The organism is Streptococcus sp. 2020WUSS084 (assembly GCF_044427445.1).
Taxonomy (GTDB): Bacteria; Bacillota; Bacilli; order Lactobacillales; family Streptococcaceae; genus Streptococcus; species Streptococcus suis.
Genome location: NZ_JAOTGC010000001.1, coordinates 103,547 through 119,481, shown reverse-complemented (window position 1 = coordinate 119,481; position 15,935 = coordinate 103,547). Strand labels below are relative to the sequence as shown.

General features: G+C 41.5%; 19 protein-coding genes, 3 tRNA genes and 1 other annotated feature. Of the genes, 2 read left to right on the top strand and 20 right to left on the bottom strand.

Going from position 1 to position 15,935, the window contains the following annotated elements:
- Positions 1 to 283 precede the first annotated feature (283 nt).
- The 13 genes from ODU50_RS00580 to ODU50_RS00520 all read right to left on the bottom strand — a co-directional run bounded on the left by ODU50_RS00580 (position 284) and on the right by ODU50_RS00520 (position 10,414).
- Positions 284 to 1,207 (bottom strand): aspartate carbamoyltransferase catalytic subunit, encoded by a 924-nt coding sequence (locus ODU50_RS00580; RefSeq protein WP_014637995.1) that lies wholly within the window; start codon positions 1,205 to 1,207, stop codon positions 284 to 286.
- Positions 1,208 to 1,262: 55 nt separating this feature from the next.
- The gene (gene pyrR, locus ODU50_RS00575; protein WP_011922318.1) at positions 1,263 to 1,784 is read right to left on the bottom strand and encodes a bifunctional pyr operon transcriptional regulator/uracil phosphoribosyltransferase PyrR; all 522 of its coding nucleotides are present in this window, start codon (positions 1,782 to 1,784) and stop codon (positions 1,263 to 1,265) included.
- Between the two features lie 198 nt (positions 1,785 to 1,982).
- The gene (locus ODU50_RS00570) at positions 1,983 to 2,630 is read right to left on the bottom strand and encodes a Pr6Pr family membrane protein (protein WP_015646889.1); all 648 of its coding nucleotides are present in this window, start codon (positions 2,628 to 2,630) and stop codon (positions 1,983 to 1,985) included.
- A gap of 47 nt (positions 2,631 to 2,677) precedes the next feature.
- Positions 2,678 to 3,016: a zinc ribbon domain-containing protein YjdM gene (locus ODU50_RS00565; protein WP_012775074.1), complete on the bottom strand. Its 339-nt coding sequence runs from the start codon at positions 3,014 to 3,016 to the stop codon at positions 2,678 to 2,680.
- Positions 3,017 to 3,096: 80 nt separating this feature from the next.
- Positions 3,097 to 3,990, bottom strand: coding sequence for an RluA family pseudouridine synthase (locus tag ODU50_RS00560; protein WP_105153010.1), 894 nt, complete (start codon positions 3,988 to 3,990; stop codon positions 3,097 to 3,099).
- Positions 3,974 to 4,438 (bottom strand): signal peptidase II, encoded by a 465-nt coding sequence (gene lspA, locus ODU50_RS00555; protein WP_024400529.1) that lies wholly within the window; start codon positions 4,436 to 4,438, stop codon positions 3,974 to 3,976. Before lspA ends, ODU50_RS00560 begins: the two co-directional genes overlap by 17 nt.
- Positions 4,431 to 5,345: a LysR family transcriptional regulator gene (locus ODU50_RS00550; RefSeq protein ID WP_023370460.1), complete on the bottom strand. Its 915-nt coding sequence runs from the start codon at positions 5,343 to 5,345 to the stop codon at positions 4,431 to 4,433. Before ODU50_RS00550 ends, lspA begins: the two co-directional genes overlap by 8 nt.
- A 137-nt stretch (positions 5,346 to 5,482) precedes the next feature.
- A complete protein-coding gene (locus ODU50_RS00545) occupies positions 5,483 to 5,566 on the bottom strand; it encodes a hypothetical protein (protein WP_323755042.1) in 84 nt (27 codons plus the stop codon).
- A gap of 192 nt (positions 5,567 to 5,758) precedes the next feature.
- Positions 5,759 to 6,052, bottom strand: a complete 294-nt coding sequence (gene rpmA, locus ODU50_RS00540) for a 50S ribosomal protein L27 (RefSeq protein WP_009909754.1) — start codon at positions 6,050 to 6,052, stop codon at positions 5,759 to 5,761.
- A gap of 46 nt (positions 6,053 to 6,098) precedes the next feature.
- Positions 6,099 to 6,413, bottom strand: a complete 315-nt coding sequence (gene rplU, locus ODU50_RS00535) for a 50S ribosomal protein L21 (protein WP_002941330.1) — start codon at positions 6,411 to 6,413, stop codon at positions 6,099 to 6,101.
- 36 nt (positions 6,414 to 6,449) lie between these two features.
- Positions 6,450 to 6,538 (bottom strand) — a sequence feature (ribosomal protein L21 leader region).
- 67 nt (positions 6,539 to 6,605) lie between these two features.
- A complete protein-coding gene (gene brnQ, locus ODU50_RS00530; protein ID WP_398581287.1) occupies positions 6,606 to 7,934 on the bottom strand; it encodes a branched-chain amino acid transport system II carrier protein in 1,329 nt (442 codons plus the stop codon).
- Positions 7,935 to 8,052: 118 nt separating this feature from the next.
- A complete protein-coding gene (thiI, locus tag ODU50_RS00525) occupies positions 8,053 to 9,270 on the bottom strand; it encodes a tRNA uracil 4-sulfurtransferase ThiI (protein ID WP_014638031.1) in 1,218 nt (405 codons plus the stop codon).
- Position 9,271: 1 nt separating this feature from the next.
- The gene (locus ODU50_RS00520) at positions 9,272 to 10,414 is read right to left on the bottom strand and encodes a cysteine desulfurase family protein (protein WP_136671632.1); all 1,143 of its coding nucleotides are present in this window, start codon (positions 10,412 to 10,414) and stop codon (positions 9,272 to 9,274) included.
- Positions 10,415 to 10,526: 112 nt separating this feature from the next.
- Between ODU50_RS00520 and ODU50_RS00515 the strand changes: the two genes are divergently transcribed.
- Complete coding sequence (locus ODU50_RS00515; protein WP_398581259.1) at positions 10,527 to 10,940, top strand: DUF6556 family protein; 414 nt, start codon at positions 10,527 to 10,529, stop codon at positions 10,938 to 10,940.
- 60 nt (positions 10,941 to 11,000) lie between these two features.
- The gene (locus tag ODU50_RS00510) at positions 11,001 to 11,384 is read left to right on the top strand and encodes a hypothetical protein (protein WP_105179460.1); all 384 of its coding nucleotides are present in this window, start codon (positions 11,001 to 11,003) and stop codon (positions 11,382 to 11,384) included.
- An 18-nt stretch (positions 11,385 to 11,402) separates the two neighbouring features.
- Here the strand turns inward: ODU50_RS00510 and ODU50_RS00505 are convergent, their stop codons facing one another.
- The 7 genes from ODU50_RS00505 to ODU50_RS00475 form a co-directional block, all read right to left on the bottom strand.
- The gene (locus ODU50_RS00505) at positions 11,403 to 12,431 is read right to left on the bottom strand and encodes a threonine aldolase family protein (protein ID WP_398581258.1); all 1,029 of its coding nucleotides are present in this window, start codon (positions 12,429 to 12,431) and stop codon (positions 11,403 to 11,405) included.
- Positions 12,432 to 12,491: 60 nt separating this feature from the next.
- Positions 12,492 to 12,563 (bottom strand) — tRNA-Arg (locus tag ODU50_RS00500).
- Positions 12,564 to 12,600: 37 nt separating this feature from the next.
- Complete coding sequence (gene rpsA, locus ODU50_RS00495; RefSeq protein WP_013730343.1) at positions 12,601 to 13,806, bottom strand: 30S ribosomal protein S1; 1,206 nt, start codon at positions 13,804 to 13,806, stop codon at positions 12,601 to 12,603.
- A gap of 123 nt (positions 13,807 to 13,929) precedes the next feature.
- Positions 13,930 to 14,001 (bottom strand) — tRNA-Gln (locus tag ODU50_RS00490).
- Between the two features lie 275 nt (positions 14,002 to 14,276).
- Positions 14,277 to 14,357 (bottom strand) — tRNA-Tyr (locus tag ODU50_RS00485).
- 51 nt (positions 14,358 to 14,408) lie between these two features.
- Entirely contained in the window at positions 14,409 to 14,642 is a 234-nt protein-coding gene (locus tag ODU50_RS00480) for a DUF2969 domain-containing protein (protein WP_012775068.1), read from the bottom strand.
- A gap of 66 nt (positions 14,643 to 14,708) precedes the next feature.
- A complete protein-coding gene (locus ODU50_RS00475; RefSeq protein ID WP_171997297.1) occupies positions 14,709 to 15,731 on the bottom strand; it encodes a branched-chain amino acid aminotransferase in 1,023 nt (340 codons plus the stop codon).
- Positions 15,732 to 15,935 lie beyond the last annotated feature (204 nt).

The window sequence follows — 15,935 nt, the reverse complement described above, 5'->3', positions numbered from 1 at the left end:
CAACTTCCAACTGTCTCCCAGACAGTTGGAACTATGCGGGGGTGGGAGTGAAACAGTCTGGGAATAGACTGTTTCAACTCAACAACTTAAATTAAAGACTTGTTGAAGAACTCTTTTTTACTTTTCGAGTTCTTTCCCACTCCCAGGCGTAGGGAAATGAGTTGCTCGCAACCATTGACCTGTCCCTTGCCTTTCTATTCGTCGCCTCTCTGAGCGACATTAAATAAGATAAGTCTAACAAATTTCTAACTGCTCAGTTCTAAGATACCTGAACAGCTTACTTTTAAGCCTTGCCATTGACAATTGCTTCCAAAATCGCCATCCGGACAAATACACCATTTTGCATTTGACGGACAATACGTGATTTTGGCGCCTCTACCAATTGATCATCAATCTCAACATCGCGGTTAACAGGGGCCGGATGCATAACAATTGCAGTATCTTTCAAGCGTTTGTAGCGCTCCTCTGTTAAACCATGCAAACGGTTATAAGTTTCTTTAGAAAAACCACCATCACCATCATGACGCTCGTGTTGCACACGGAGCAACATCAGTACATCTACCGTTTCCACAATATCATCAATATTCAAATGCTGACCATAGACATCAAATTCCTCTGCGTACCATTCCTCCGGTCCAGCAAAGAAAATCTCAGCTCCCAGACGTTTCAAAATTTGCATATTGGACTTAGCAACCCGTGAGTGTGTAATATCACCTGCAATGGCAATCTTCAAACCTTCAAAAGTTCCAAATTCTTCATAAATAGTCATCAAATCAAGTAGGGATTGGCTTGGGTGTTGACCTGAACCATCACCACCATTGACAATTGAAGTCTGAATGGTAGGACTATCAATCAATTGCTTGTAATAATCCACTTCCGAGTGACGAATCACGCAGATGTCTACCCCAAGTGCCGACATGGTCAAAATGGTATCATACAAGGTTTCACCCTTATTGACTGAGCTGGTACGAGCATCAAAGTCAATCATTCCCATATCCAAACGAAGCTCCGCCATTTCAAAAGACTTATGCGTCCGAGTTGAATCCTCAAAGAAAAGGTTAGAAGCATAGTACTTCCGATCCAACTCTACCTTTTCACCGCGTTTAAAAGCAATACCACGTTGAATGAGTCCCAATACTTCTTCATTTGAGAGGGTCTCCATTGTAACCAAGTGTTTGAGTGAAACTTTACCATTTGTAATTGTCATGATGATACCTACCTTTATGATCTAGATGTAGAATGAGAATTTGTAAACGAAGCGACTATGCACCTTCAACCAGAAGGACAGCGTCTTGACCATCGATTTCAGCCATGTGCACAATGATTTCTTCAGAACGGCTAGTTGGGATATTCTTCCCAACATAATCTGCTCGAATAGGCAACTCCCTGTGTCCACGATCCACAAGTACCGCTAAACTAACACGAGCTGGACGGCCCAAGGACACTATGTTGTCAATAGCAGCACGAATAGTTCGTCCTGTATAAAGCACATCGTCTACTAATATAACATCACGATCGTTGACATTGGCAGTCATATTTGTCGTATCATCTTCTACCTTCATGTCATCTCGAAATGGCTTGGTATCCAACTCACCCAACGGAACGTCGATACCCTCTAATTGCTTAAGTCTCTCCTGAATCCTCTTTGCAATGAAAACACCCCGTGTTTTAATCCCTGCAAGGACAATATTATCCAAATTCTTATTCCGTTCGATAATTTCATAAGTGATGCGGGTGATTGCCCGTTTCATAGTCATATCGTCAACGATTTCTTTTGTCTTCATAAGACCTCCAAAAGTATAGAAAAAGTCTCCTTATACAAGGAGACTATGAAAATATAGGCTAGTTAGAACCAACCTGCTTAACATCCGACTCCTTGTCTGCCTCTCTGGACAGGTTTTAAAGGATTTATTAAGCAGAGTATAGCATAAAATCTCAGCCTTGACAATTTTTTTCTGAAAAAATATAGAAATTATCGGATTTTACTGAGAATTTTTTCCAAAAGACAATGAAGTCTTAAGGTTTATGGATTTTAGTCCCGCCAATAGAAAACCGCAGACTAGATAGGCGACAAAGATGACTCCAGCATAAGTCAAAACATAGGTCCAACCATACTTAGGGACATTGAGAAAGAAATAAGCAAAAGGACTGTCCTTAGCATCTGGGATTGGAATTTTTATGAAAAGACCATTCACTAGACCAAAAATCATGTAGAGAACAGGCAAAAGCGTCCACCAAATCGGGTCAAACCACTTGTACTGTTGCTGACGATCTACTATTAGGGTATCTAACAAAAAATATAAGGGAACAATATAATGGCAGAGTAGATTTTCAAGTCGCCAGAAATCGTCTGCCAAAGGTGCCAACATAAAGTGATAGACTACACAGGTAATCATGATAGACATGGTTACAGCAGCCTTTATCCGAAGAAAACGTGACGTCTGTAAATCCACACTTTTACTCATGGCATATACCATATAGACAGCGAACAGAGATACCAATAAATTAGATTGTACCGTATAATACATGAGCATCCCGATACCATATTTAATGATTTCTAAGGCGGTACCTGTGATGGCTAAAATGGCTAACAGGCATCTACTGTAAAACAAAATACTTTGATGTTTCATAATATCCTTTCAAAAACAGGAAAAGACTGGTTAACCAGTCCTCTCTCTTAGATTTTCTTAACAAATTCAGATTTCAACTTCATGGCACCAAAACCATCGATTTTACAATCAATATTGTGATCGCCTTCAACGATACGGATGCCTTTAACACGTGTACCTTGTTTAAGGTCCTTAGGCGCACCTTTCACTTTCAAATCTTTGATAAGCGTCACAGTATCGCCGTCCGCCAAACGATTACCGTTAGCATCAATTGCAACAGGTCCACTTTCTTCCTCAGCTACATCTGCTGGGTTCCACTCGTAAGCACACTCAGGGCAAACCAAGAGGGCACCGTCTTCATAGACATATTCAGAATTACATTTTGGACAATTTGGTAAAGTTTCCATTCTTACTCTCCTTAACATTTTTCATGTTCTAGTATAGCATTTGTTGAAAAAATGGGCAAGATGATAAGGTTTTCATACTATTATTCAGCCTTGCGCAGTTTTTCAAGTGCCTCCTGAAAAATAGCTGGCGCTTCTGCCGTAAATTCAACAACTTCGCCAATTCTCGGATGGGTAAATCCAAGCGTTCTGGCATGAAGAAATTGGCCATGCCCTTTTAGTGTTTTCCTTGGGCCATAAGCCTCATCCCCCGCAACCGGATGACCAATATAAGCCATGTGGACACGAATTTGGTGAGTTCGTCCTGTTTCCAATGTCAATTCCACCAAAGTGTAGTCACCAAAACGCTCCAAAACCTGAAAACGTGTCACCGCTTCTTTCCCTTTGGCAGTCACCGCTTGTTTCTTGCGGTCTTTTTCAGAACGACCAATCGGCGCCTCAATTACTCCGCGATCGTTTGGTAGATTGCCGTGTACAATGGCCCAATACTTACGAAGGGATTTCTTATCTTTCAATTCAGCAGCAAGCTTTGTATGGGCATCATCGTTTTTAGCAATCATGAGCAAGCCAGATGTGTCCTTATCAATCCGATGGACAATACCTGGTCGCAAAACACCATTGATACCTGACAAATCTTTTACGTGATAAAGGAGAGCATTAACTAACGTTCCAGACGTGTGACCAGCCGACGGATGAACGACCATCCCTTGAGGTTTATTTACAACAGCAACATCCTCGTCCTGAAAGACAATCTCTAAAGGAATATCCTCAGCAACATAGTCGATTTCTTCTACTTCTGGAATTTGATAGGTTAGGACATCCCCAACCTGCACACTATATTTAGCTTTTTTAGGCTCTCCATTGACCAAAACCTGACCAGCCTTAATCTGCTCATTTGCAACCGAACGAGACAAATCCGTCAAATCCGACAATGCCTTATCCAAACGAATGCCACCAACCTCAACTCTTACTTCCATTACTCTCTTCTTTCATAATACAAATAAATAAAATACCTACACCAACTGTCAGACAAATATCTGCTACATTAAATACAGGGAAACTAATAAAATCCAAGTGAAACATGTCCACCACATATCCCAATCTAAGACGATCAATAAAATTCCCAAGAGCACCAGCAATCATCAAAGACAGACTGAATAAAATCCAGATATTGCCCTTGATCTGTTTGATATAGTACCACACTAGGCCTGTCACGGCAACAATTGTCATTATCGTGAAAAACCACTGCTGATTTTGTAAAATCGACCAGGCCGCACCATAATTTCTTAGATAAGCTAAGCTCATCAATCCTGGTATAAATTCCGTTACCGTATCTAATTCAACATTGGCAACTGTCCAAGCTTTTACAAGCTGGTCCAGACCAATTAATACTACCATCAAAAATGGAAATCCAATTTTACGCATTTTCATCCTTCTTCTTATCAAAATATGCCTGCATGGTTTCAATAAAGTCTTTGGCACAAGAACTAAGTTCATCATTGGCTCGTTTAACGTAGACCATGCGATTGTCTACCTTTCCTTTGAGAGGAATTACTGTAATGCCATTGACACTCTCATCATCAAGATAGCCCGAACCAGTTGCATAGGCATCCGTACGCTCCAAAATTCCATTCAAAGTAGCACGGTCTGTCACATCAAACACAACCGAGGAATCCGACGTATCAATCAAGTTCTCGGAATAATAAAGATAAGCCTCTTTTTCTTGAGTGAACCGTACGGTAGGTAGACCTACCAAATCTGCTGGCTCAATCTCAGCTTTCTTCGTCAAAGGATGATCTTCACGAAGGTAGATATGAGTCTGAAATGCAGACAAATCTACAGCTTGCAAGTGAAGTTTATCCAATTTCTGCATGATTCCTTTTGTATTTCTCTCGTTCAAATAAATAATACCAAGCTCGCTATAACCTTGAGCAACCTCATCTAAGATCTGTACTGTAGTCGATTCAAAAATGCGAAAATGAGGGTACTGCGGGTGGCTACGAGAGAACTCCGTAATCAATGGGGGAAGAAAATCATAATGCTGACTTGAGATTGAAAAAGTCTTCTCACCTTCTTCAGGTTGCAAATAGAGATGCTCAAACTGATCAAATCCCTTAACTAAAGCCTGAGCTTTCTCATAGAATTCCATCCCTTTTTGTGTCAAAAAAGTTCCTGAACTAGTTCGGCTAAAAATTTGAAAACCTAACTCTTTTTCCAAATCACGAATGGAAATAGACAAACTAGGCTGGGAAACGTACATTTTCTCTGCTGCTTCCCGAAAAGTACCACTGTTGGCAATGGCTACAACGTAGCGTAATTGTTGAATATTCATACCTGATACCTCTTAAAACTGCTTCTACCATTATATCAAAAAACGCAAGAATTTGCTGAACTCTTGCGTTTTTGCAAATAGACTATTCTTCTCTTATATAACTTCCAGGTTCCCAATTTCTCTTATTCAACTGCAATTTAAAAGGCTTTGGAATTTCTGTTCGCCAAATCATCGATGGCTAATTTTACTAAGTTGGAACCTATACCACTTCCTCTGAACATTTCATCTACTGCTGAACGTAGACATTATAGGAAGCGCAACAGTGCAGAAGGCAAAATATTTTTATCCTATAGAGAAGATATTGCCGTCTCGAATCACTTCTATCGTACACTTTTAAAAATATCAAAATCAAATTACAAAAATAGACTCTCCGAAAACAACTCGGAAAGCCTATTGTTAAGCCATTTTCAGACTTATTTTGCGATTGGGTAAACAGATACTTGTTTCTTATCGCGACCTTTACGTTCGAAGCGTACAACGCCTTCTACTTTAGCGTAAAGAGTGTCATCTCCACCACGACCTACGTTAGCTCCTGGGTAGATTTTTGTACCACGTTGGCGGTAAAGGATTGAACCACCTGATACAGTTTGGCCGTCAGCAGCTTTCGCACCAAGGCGTTTTGCTTGTGAGTCACGACCGTTTGACGTTGAACCTCCACCTTTTTTGTGGGCCATAAATTGCAAGTTAGCAAGATTCAAGTTTAACATATGTTATTCCTCCGAATTTCTGTAATGATTGCTTCAAGCTACGCGATTAAGCGTTGATAGCGTTGATAACAACTTTTGTGTAAGGTTGACGGTGACCTTGTTTGCGGTGGCTACCTTTTTTAGGTTTGTACTTGAAGGTAACAACTTTTTTCTGTTTACCTTGTTTTTCAACAGTACCAACAACAGTAGCGCCTGCTACAAGTGGAGTACCCACAACAGTTTTCTCACCACCAACAAGAACTACTTCTTCGAAAGTAACTTCTTGACCTGCTTCAACGTTCAATTTTTCAACGTAGATAGCTTGACCGACTTCAACTTTAACTTGTTTGCCGCCAGTTTTAATGATTGCGTATGTGCTCATTATGCACCTCCTATGGATTTTAGGGCCTTGCCCGAATTTGATGTGAAGACTCGCCTAGTACCGTGGGACGAACCACTTACTCTACTCTCAACGAAAGAACGGTATTCGTGCGGTTGCACAGGATGTGTGCATAGTCAACACTCCTATTATAACAAAAACACCTGCAAATGCAAGTGTTTTGTATCATTTTTCTTACATTTCGAAAACTTCGCTCTCCTGCTTGTTTGGTAAGAATAGAGAGAGGACGATTCCGACAAGAGCTGGTAATAACCATGCTAATGATTGTCCTGCCAATGGCAGAGCTGAGATGATTTTTGAAATAGCAGTCCAGTTGAATTGTCCTGCTAACACTTCTACCAATGACAAAGCTGTCACTACTCCCACAGTTAATTGCATACCATAAGTGGAAAGCGGTACAAATTTGTTAACAATGGTAATCAAGACAATACAGATAGTAATTGGATAGAGAACCAAAAGAACTGGAACTGAGAAAGTGATGATATTGTTCAAACCGAGGTTGGCAATCCCAAAACCAATCAAAGTAAAAATTGTCGCATATACTTTGTAGCTAAAACGTGGGAAGCGCTCAGCGAAAAATTCACCTGAAGAAACAATCAAGCCAGCCGTTGTCGTAAAGCAAGTAACGATAACCATAGCTGCCAAGAAAATTTGTGCACTTGGACCAAAAATAGCCTGTGTTGCTTGCGAAAGAATATAAACACCCTTGTTGGTATCGGACGCCAAAATATCAGCAGGCGCAGGAAAATGATTTCCTAAGAAAGCCAAACCGACATATAGAGCTGAGAAAGTTAGGGCCACAACAAGACCAACTGACCAGATGGTTGAGACATATTCCTTCTTGTTGGAGAAACCAAGTTGTTTCAAGGTATTTACTGCTACGACACTAAAGGCAATAGAAGCAAGTGCGTCGAGTGTATTGTATCCCTCGATAAATCCTGTACCAAACGCCTGTCCAGCTGAATAGGCTTCTGCTGCTGGTAGTGGACTAGTCGAACCATACTTGAAGATACCCAGCACCACCAGAATCACAATCAGAACGGCAAAGACTGGTGTCAGAATACGTCCGATACTATTTAAGATTTGAGACGGATTGAGGGCAATCAGATAAGCTGCCACAAAGTAAAGAGCTGTAAAACCAAACAACCATAGACCAAGATTCGCATCGCCCAATAATGGCGCAATACCAATTTCGAAGGACGTTGTAGCCGTACGCGGAATGGCAAAGAAAGGACCGATGGCCAAATACAAGGCAACAAGATAGACCGTTGCAAAAGTCGGTGAAATCTTACGAGAAATCTCATGCACATAGCCTTTTGGGTTTAATGTACCGACAATCAAGGCAACAACAGCAATACCGACACCCGATACGACAAACCCTAAAATAGCTGGCCAGAAATTCTCACCAGATAAGACACCAAGTGCAGGTGGGAAAATCAAGTTTCCTGCACCAAAAAACATACCAAACAGGAGTAATCCTGTTAGTGCTCCTTTTTTCATAATAACTCCTTTGTATTTTTCTGAAGTCTTATTATATCATACAAATTCAATTTTTCCGAACGATTCGAACTAAAAAATCCAGCAATAGCTGGATTTAAATGTATGCCAAAACAATTGAATTCTACAGTAAGTCTTCAATTAAACTATCCACTTCGTCTTTCACTTCCTCTTTCGGTGTGATTTCAGTTACGATAATCCCAGCCACAGCTCGTTCCACCAAGCCTTCAACATCCATACGGGCTTCGTATTGCTCGACATTTTTAATTTTAGGGTTGGTTTTTGGACGGTCAGGGGCAAAGATGGTACAGCAATCCTCAAATGGCTGGATGGAAATGTCAAATGTATCAATTTCTTGAGCAATATCAATGATTTCCAACTTGTCCATGGTAACGACAGGACGGATAACAGGTGTATTTGTCACCGCATTGATAGCCTGCATGGATTCCAAGGTCTGACTTGCCACTTGTCCTAGACTTTCACCATTGATAATAACCATGGCACCACGCTCTTCCCGTACTCGGTCTGTAACCCGCATCATGAAGCGACGTGTCAAGGTCATCAAATAAGCTTCAGGTGCTTTTTCTTTGATTTCTTCTTGAATTTCTGTAAACGGCACTTCGATAAAGGTGATATTACCACCAAAGGCAGTCAATTTACGAGTCAAATCATGGGCTTTTTTAAGCGCACCTGGGCTAGTATAAGGCGGACTTGCAAAGTGCAGGGCTTCGATTTCAACCCCACGTTTAAGTGCTAAATAGCCCGCAACAGGCGAATCAATACCACCTGATAGCATCAGCGTACCCTTGCCAGATGTACCAACTGGAAGACCGCCCGCTCCCTTGATTTCTTCATGGGAAATATAAGCAGCGTCAGGACGAATCTCCACTCGCAAGGTAATATCTGGTGACTTCATTTGCACTTGCACATTTGGAATGGCTGTGAAAACCGCATCTCCAAGGACTTGGTTAAGGTCACGGCTGTCCAATTCAAAACTGTGGTCACTACGACGTGCCGCAATCTTGAAAGTCATCCCTTCCTTGTAAATGGACTGCATAATCTCCACAACCGCCTCTTTCAAGGCTGGAACAGACTTTTCAATCTTATAAGACGGTGCGAAATTTTGGATACCAAAAATCTTCTTCAAAGAAGCTGAAACTTCCTGATAATCTGCCCCATTCAAATAGACATGACCACGGTCACGGTCAAAATAAACCGTCACTTCTGGGTAAACAGAAAGGACATGCTTGATATTATTGCGGAGTTTGTTAACAAACCGCATCTTGTTTTTCCCTTTGGTTGACAATTCGCCATAGCGAATCATAATTTCTGAATAGTTCATTCTACCTTACTTTCTGTGTGTTCTGATAAATTTGTTTGAAAATCGTGAGGAATTGCTCGATTTGCCCCATATCGTTGTCATCATCCAAGCTGATACGGACGGCAGTTTGAGCCAACTTCTGCGGAACACCCATGGCAATCAGTGTTCCAGCTGGTTTTCCAGCCTTGGACGAGCAGGCTGAGGTGGTCGAAATGTAAATCTGGTGATCTTCAAAGGCGTGGACAATGACCTCGCCACGAATATTCTTAATCCCAAATGTCACAATGCTTGGCACAAAGTCCTCTAGCCCAGAAAAGACTGTCACATCTTGGTATTTGCCCAATTCATCCACAAGGATATGCTTCATGGCTGCCAGTCGCTTCTGGCTGTCTGTCGCCTTATCTAGGGTCAAGCGGAGCGCCTTAGCAGTTGCTGCGATACTAGCCACATTTTCAGTAGTTGAGCGTTTGTCGCTTTCCTGTCCTCCTCCTGTCAATAGCGGAGCGATTTTCTTGCCAGCTTTGACATAGACGAAACCTACTCCTCTGACAGAGTGGAATTTGTGACCTGAAAAACTAGCAAAATCAACTCGGTCTGTCAAATACCCTTCCGTCGGAACCTTACCGATAGCCTGCACAGCATCCACATGGAAAGAAATGGTAGGCTTATCAGCTAACAGTTGAGATATTTCCTGAATGGGCTGAATGGCACCAATTTCATTATTGACGGCCATGATTGAAACCAGTGTGGTATCTGGACGAATCAAGCTTTCTAAGGCTGAAACATCCACAAAACCTTGGGCATTGACCGGAGCCAAATCAACCTCAAAACCTTGCGTTTTGAGCCAAAGCGCTGATTCTTTTACCGCTGGATGCTCAATTGCTGACACGATGATGTGCTTGCCCAGATGTGCCTTTTCAAATGCCACTCCCTTGATGACCCAGTTGTCACCTTCCGTACCACCTGAGGTAAAAAAGATTTCTTTGCTATCCTTGCCAAGCAATTCTGCGATTTGCTTGCGAGATGCTTCCAAAATACGGGTTGCCTGACTGCCTAGACTATGGAGGCTAGAGGGATTTCCCCAGATTTTTGTCGCCACTTCCGTATAGGTCTTGAGAACTTCTGGATAGACCTGTGTCGTTGCCGCATTATCAAAATAGATCATTTTTTATATTCCTTTTATTGCAATAGTCCTATTTTATCACGTTTCACATCTTGTTTCCACTCTTTAAGATAGTTTTAAACTTCCTATCTTAAACTAAAGGTGGAGGTACATCATGAATACACGTAAGAATACAAATAAAAAACCGGCTGCTTTAACTAATTTTCAAAAATATTTAACCTTTATCGGATCTATTTTAGGGATTATCACTGCCTGCATCACTATCTACAGCTTTACAGCACAACCTGCAACATCCTCAACATCTCCAAGTACTACCATTTCATCATCCAGCGTCACTAGCCCCAGCCAATCATCAAGCGACAATCCATTAACAGAAGTACAAGATTCAACAAGTTCAAGCTCCGAAACAACATCCTCAACCCAAACCGAGACCAGCTCTTCAGTAGAGTCTACTGCATCTTCCTCGTCTACAGAAACGTCTACTACCCAAGCTTCGGAGATAACGACAGAAACCAGCACTAATACAGAGGTAACTAGTGGGGCATCCGAAACGACTTCTAATCAATAGAACAAAAATATTTGTTTTGCTTTCTTGGATTTGATATACTAATTTCAGGAGGAAGGCAATATGAAATACGTCATTCTAAAAACGCCGATTTTCGTTTGGCTACTGATTTTTGCGCTTATACAAATCTTCGCCTTATCGTCATTTTTACCAGAACCATTTGATACTCGTTCATTGCTCCCCATGGGAGTATTAACCGGCTGTTCAATCAGGGTTTCCAGTGAAGTTAAAGACCAGGATGGTCAGTATGCTCCACTTAAGTACTTATGGTGGGTGATACTAGGATGGACTGTAATCGGTATTCTATTTGGTATCACTATAAAAGCACCACTAGAATTGCACATTGCCCTGATTGTACATGCAATCGCAGGAGGAATAGGCTACCGCCTTATTGAACGTTATGCAGTTTATCGCTATCATTATTTACAGACTAAAAAGAAAGGCTAACCCTTTCTTTTTTGATTACTATAATCTATTTCTCAATTCATCAATATCTGCTTGACTAGTTGACCAGCTGGTCGCAAAGCGGATGATACTGTGGCTATCGTCGTATTTTTCCCAGAAGCCATAGGCAATTCCAGCTTCTGTCAATCTAGTCAATTCTTCATTCTTAACAATAACGAATTGCTGATTGGTCGGGGATTTGAGATAGAATTGAAAGCCTTTCTCTTCCAAAATCTGGATCAGTTGCTCTGCCATTGCGATAGCATGACGCCCCAATTCAAGATACAAGTCATCAGTAAATAAGCAATCAAACTGGACACCCGCCACTCTTCCTTTCGCCAACAAGGCACCATGGTGTTTGACAATCGATACGAAATTCTTTGGCTGGTTGTTCTTTGTAAATACCAAAGCTTCCCCCATCAAGGCACCGAGTTTTGTCCCACCAACGTAGAAAACATCTGTCAGCTCTGCAATTGTCTTCAAATCAAGATCCGTTTCACGAGCAGCAAGACCATAACCCAAACGAGCTCCATCTAAAAAAATCGGAATATTATGGGTGCGGCAAACTTGGGATAATTCTTCCAACTCTGACTTGCTATAAAGTGTACCATACTCTGTTGGATGGGAAATATAGACCATACCAGGATGAACCATATGGGCATGATTAGCATCTGCGTAGAAATCGGAAATATAGTTCTCAACTTCACTTGCAACAAGTTTGCCATCCGTATGCGGTAAGGCCAACACTTTATGGCCTGTGAATTCAATTGCCCCCGCTTCATGAACTGCAATATGACCAGTATCCGCTGCAATGACTCCTTCATAGGAAGCTAACATAGACGAAATGACAATTTGATTGGTCTGAGTGCCACCTGCTAAAAACGTAACTTGTGCATGAGGGCAGGCAGTTGCCACTTTAATTTTTTCGATAGCAGATTCAGTATATTTATCAGTGCCATATCCAGATAAACCTTCTTGGTTGCTTGCAACTAAGGCTTCTAGCAAGATAGGATGGGCACCTTTATTATAGTCATTTTCAAAATGTAACATATCATGCCTCCTTGATATAATATAACAAAAAAGCCTGTTAATCCAGGCTTTTCAATTTAGTCCACCCTGAGGGAATCGAACCCCCATCTCAAGAACCGGAATCTTACGTGATATCCATTACACTAAGGGTGGAAAGGAAAAACTTGCACAAGGCAAGTTTTTATATGAATTACAATTCAATGTCACCGAAAAGGTCAGCCATTGAGAATCCAGATTGAGTTTCTGGCAATTCGTAATCACGTTTTTCTTCACGTTTTTGACGACGTGGACGTGGAGCACGTTTTTCAGCTTTTTCTTCACCTTCAACTGCTGCTGGACGCTCTTCCAAAGCTTTGATAGAAAGTGATACACGCTCATCAGCTGCGTTTACTTCAAGAACTTTAACAGTTACTTCTTGACCTACTGACAAAGCATCTTTTGGATTTTCAACACGTTTGTGTGAAATTTGTGAGATATGTACCAAACCATCGATACCTGGCAATACTTCAACGAAAGCACCGAAGTCAGTCAAGCGTTTTACTTTACCTTCGATGACATCGCCAGCTGCCAATTTTTGCTCAACGCCATCCCATGGACCAGGCTGTGTAGCTTTCAATGACAATGATACACGACCTTCAACTTCATCGATTGCAAGAACTTTAACTTCAACTTCTTCACCAACTGTTACAGCTGATTTAGGAGATACGTTACGCTCGTGTGACAATTCAGTCAAGTGTACCAAACCATCTACACCACCAAGGTCGATGAATGCACCAAAGCTTGTGATACGTGCAACTTTACCAGTCACAACTTCACCAACTGCCAATTTACCGAATACTTCAGCACGTGCAGCTGCAGCTTCTGCTTCAACAACGTCACGACGTGACAAGATGAAACGGTTCTCAGCAGGATCAACTTCTTTGATTTTAGCATCAAATTCTTGACCTACAAAACGCTCAGTGTTACGAGTGAAACGGCTGTCGATCATTGAAGCTGGGATGAAACCACGAAGACCTTCAAATTCAACTGCAAGACCACCTTTAACGGCACGAGTTACTTTAACTGTAACAACTTCTTCTTCACGACCAACAAGCTTGTCCCATGCTTTACGTGCTTCCAAACGTTTTTTAGATACAAGATAAGTAACAGTGTCTGTATCTTTACCAACAACTTGGCGAAGTACTAACAATTCAAGTGTTTCACCAACTTTTACAAGGTCGTTGATATCAGCATCACGGTCGTTAGTCAACTCACGAAGAGTCAATACGCCTTCAACACCAGTACCTGAGATAGCTACGTTTGCTTGACCAGCATCAACTGTCAATACTTCTGCAGTTACCACATCACCAGGTGTAACTTCGCTTACACTGTTCAACAAATCTTCAAATTCGTTCATTATAAAAAAACCTCCGACAATCAGGTCTTTCGACCCAACATAAAATATATTTTATTTAAGGCACACGCAAGGACAACAACAATTAGACATCTTTGACGAACTAGACTATATCTAGTACCTTTACTGGGGTAGCTGGATTCGAACCAACGCATGAGGGAGTCAAAGTCCCTTGCCTTACCGCTTGGCGATACCCCAAAAAATAGATACAATTCATTTATTTACTAATCACAAGAAATTGAACTCGATATTAATTTCTTAGGAAAATAGATAGCCTTCCTTGAGTGTTAACATTCAGCGTCAGTCTCCTAATTTTCTACAGAAATTTCTGATAAACCAGAACATCTCTCGTATCTTAGTTGAACACGGACTAAAATCCTAGTGAAAAAGATAAACTTCCTTTTGTGTTTAGCACACTACGTCAGTTTCCTATTTTCATACGGATTTCTTAACGTCCTTTGTATCCTGTTCAATGGAGAGAGAGGGATTCGAACCCCCGAACCCGAAGGAGCGGATTTACAGTCCGCCGCGTTTAGCCTCTTCGCTATCTCTCCGTGCACTAACAGTTACTATTCTAACATAAAATAGCGACTATTACAAGCCTTTTAGTGACTTAAATTATAATTTTCAATAATATTTCCGACTGCTTTTTCTAATTTTTTGTAAAAGCTTTCGGTATTTCCATTTTTAATAACTGCAAAGTTATTTTCAGCCAATTCTGCAATTTCTCCAATTACTTTTTTACCTATAACAAGGCGGTAGCCAGGGAACTCTTCTCTATTGACAAGAACTTTGCTATCTTCAATCTGAATTTCAATTTTTTTATCTTTTTTACTCATTTTCAAACCTCACTTTTACTATTCTACAAAAAAAGAGAAGAGCTTGCAAGTGCAAGCCTTCTGAAATTATTCTACTTCGACAATCCAGCCTTCAGGCGCTTCAATATCACCAAACTGGATACCTGTTAATTCGTCATATAATTTACGAGTGACAGGTCCTACTTCTGTTTCACTATGGAAAACATGGAGTTTGTCTGCAATCTGGATACCACCAATTGGTGAGATGACTGCAGCTGTTCCGCAAGCTCCTGCTTCGACAAACTGGTCTAATTCTTCGACAAGGACTTCTCGTTCCACTGCCTTCATCCCCAGACGATGCTCTGCCAAATACAAGAGAGAATACTTGGTAATGGACGGCAAGATTGATGGTGAAATCGGTGTGACAAACTCGTTATCAGCTGTAATACCAAAGAAATTTGCAGACCCTACTTCTTCAATCTTGGTGTGGGTAGCTGGGTCCAGGTAGATGACATCTGAGAAGCCCTGCTTTTTGGCATATTGGCCCGGTAAGAGTGATGCCGCGTAGTTACCACCAACCTTAGCCGCCCCTGTTCCATTTGGTGCTGCACGGTCGTACTTGTCCTGAATGAGGAAGTTGGTCGGAGCCAAACCACCCTTGAAGTAGTTGCCAACCGGCATGGCAAAAACGGTAAAAATGTACTCTTCCGCAGGTTTGACGCCGATAATGTCGCCGACACCAATCAGGAGCGGACGGAGATAAAGGGTACCACCAGTTCCATAGGGAGGAACGTAGTCTGCATTGGCTTTGACCACCTCTTTACAGGCCTTGATGAAAAGGTCAGTCGGTACAGGCTCCATGAGCAAGCGGTCAGCTGTCCGTTGCAGGCGCTCGGCATTTTGGTCTGGACGAAAGAGCTGGAGTTTTCCCTCTTTGGTGCGATAGGCTTTAAGGCCCTCAAAGGCCTGCTGACCATAGTGAAGGGCTGGTGAGCTTTCTGAAATGTGCAGTTCCGCATCTTCGGTCAATTGCCCTTCAGACCATTGGCCGTTTTTGAAATGAGCGATGAAGCGATAAGGTAGTTTCATATAAGAAAAACCAAGGTTTTCCCAGTCAATGTTCGCTGTCATATAGTTTCTCCAAATTCATTTTTTATTATTTTACTACTTTTGAAAGTGATTTTCAATTAAAAATTCAGAAAATTTTGTGAATATAAGAAAAGGGAGTGAGAAAGAACTCGACTGGTCTAATAAAGAGTTCGTCAACAAGTCTTTATTTCTAGTTGTTGAGATGAAACAGTCTATCCTCAGACTGTTTCACTCCCACCCCCGCAC

Bases quoted from the DNA above. Each gene is read 5' to 3' on its own strand.
- ODU50_RS00480 (WP_012775068.1), bottom strand. From the start codon at position 14,642: ATGAGTAAAAAAGATAAAAAAATTGAAATTCAGATTGAAGATAGCAAA.
- rplU (WP_002941330.1), bottom strand. From the start codon at position 6,413: ATGAGCACATACGCAATCATTAAAACTGGCGGCAAACAAGTTAAAGTT.
- ODU50_RS00550 (WP_023370460.1), bottom strand. From the start codon at position 5,345: ATGAATATTCAACAATTACGCTACGTTGTAGCCATTGCCAACAGTGGT.
- pyrR (WP_011922318.1), bottom strand. From the start codon at position 1,784: ATGAAGACAAAAGAAATCGTTGACGATATGACTATGAAACGGGCAATC.
- ODU50_RS00565 (WP_012775074.1), bottom strand. From the start codon at position 3,016: ATGGAAACTTTACCAAATTGTCCAAAATGTAATTCTGAATATGTCTAT.
- rpsA (WP_013730343.1), bottom strand. From the start codon at position 13,806: ATGAACGAATTTGAAGATTTGTTGAACAGTGTAAGCGAAGTTACACCT.
- ODU50_RS00510 (WP_105179460.1), top strand. From the start codon at position 11,001: ATGAAATACGTCATTCTAAAAACGCCGATTTTCGTTTGGCTACTGATT.
- ODU50_RS00580 (WP_014637995.1), bottom strand. From the start codon at position 1,207: ATGACAATTACAAATGGTAAAGTTTCACTCAAACACTTGGTTACAATG.
- ODU50_RS00515 (WP_398581259.1), top strand. From the start codon at position 10,527: ATGAATACACGTAAGAATACAAATAAAAAACCGGCTGCTTTAACTAAT.
- ODU50_RS00560 (WP_105153010.1), bottom strand. From the start codon at position 3,990: ATGGAAGTAAGAGTTGAGGTTGGTGGCATTCGTTTGGATAAGGCATTG.
- lspA (WP_024400529.1), bottom strand. From the start codon at position 4,438: ATGCGTAAAATTGGATTTCCATTTTTGATGGTAGTATTAATTGGTCTG.
- ODU50_RS00570 (WP_015646889.1), bottom strand. From the start codon at position 2,630: ATGAAACATCAAAGTATTTTGTTTTACAGTAGATGCCTGTTAGCCATT.
- ODU50_RS00475 (WP_171997297.1), bottom strand. From the start codon at position 15,731: ATGACAGCGAACATTGACTGGGAAAACCTTGGTTTTTCTTATATGAAA.
- ODU50_RS00545 (WP_323755042.1), bottom strand. From the start codon at position 5,566: ATGTTCAGAGGAAGTGGTATAGGTTCCAACTTAGTAAAATTAGCCATC.
- ODU50_RS00505 (WP_398581258.1), bottom strand. From the start codon at position 12,431: ATGTTACATTTTGAAAATGACTATAATAAAGGTGCCCATCCTATCTTG.
- ODU50_RS00520 (WP_136671632.1), bottom strand. From the start codon at position 10,414: ATGATCTATTTTGATAATGCGGCAACGACACAGGTCTATCCAGAAGTT.
- thiI (WP_014638031.1), bottom strand. From the start codon at position 9,270: ATGAACTATTCAGAAATTATGATTCGCTATGGCGAATTGTCAACCAAA.
- rpmA (WP_009909754.1), bottom strand. From the start codon at position 6,052: ATGTTAAACTTGAATCTTGCTAACTTGCAATTTATGGCCCACAAAAAA.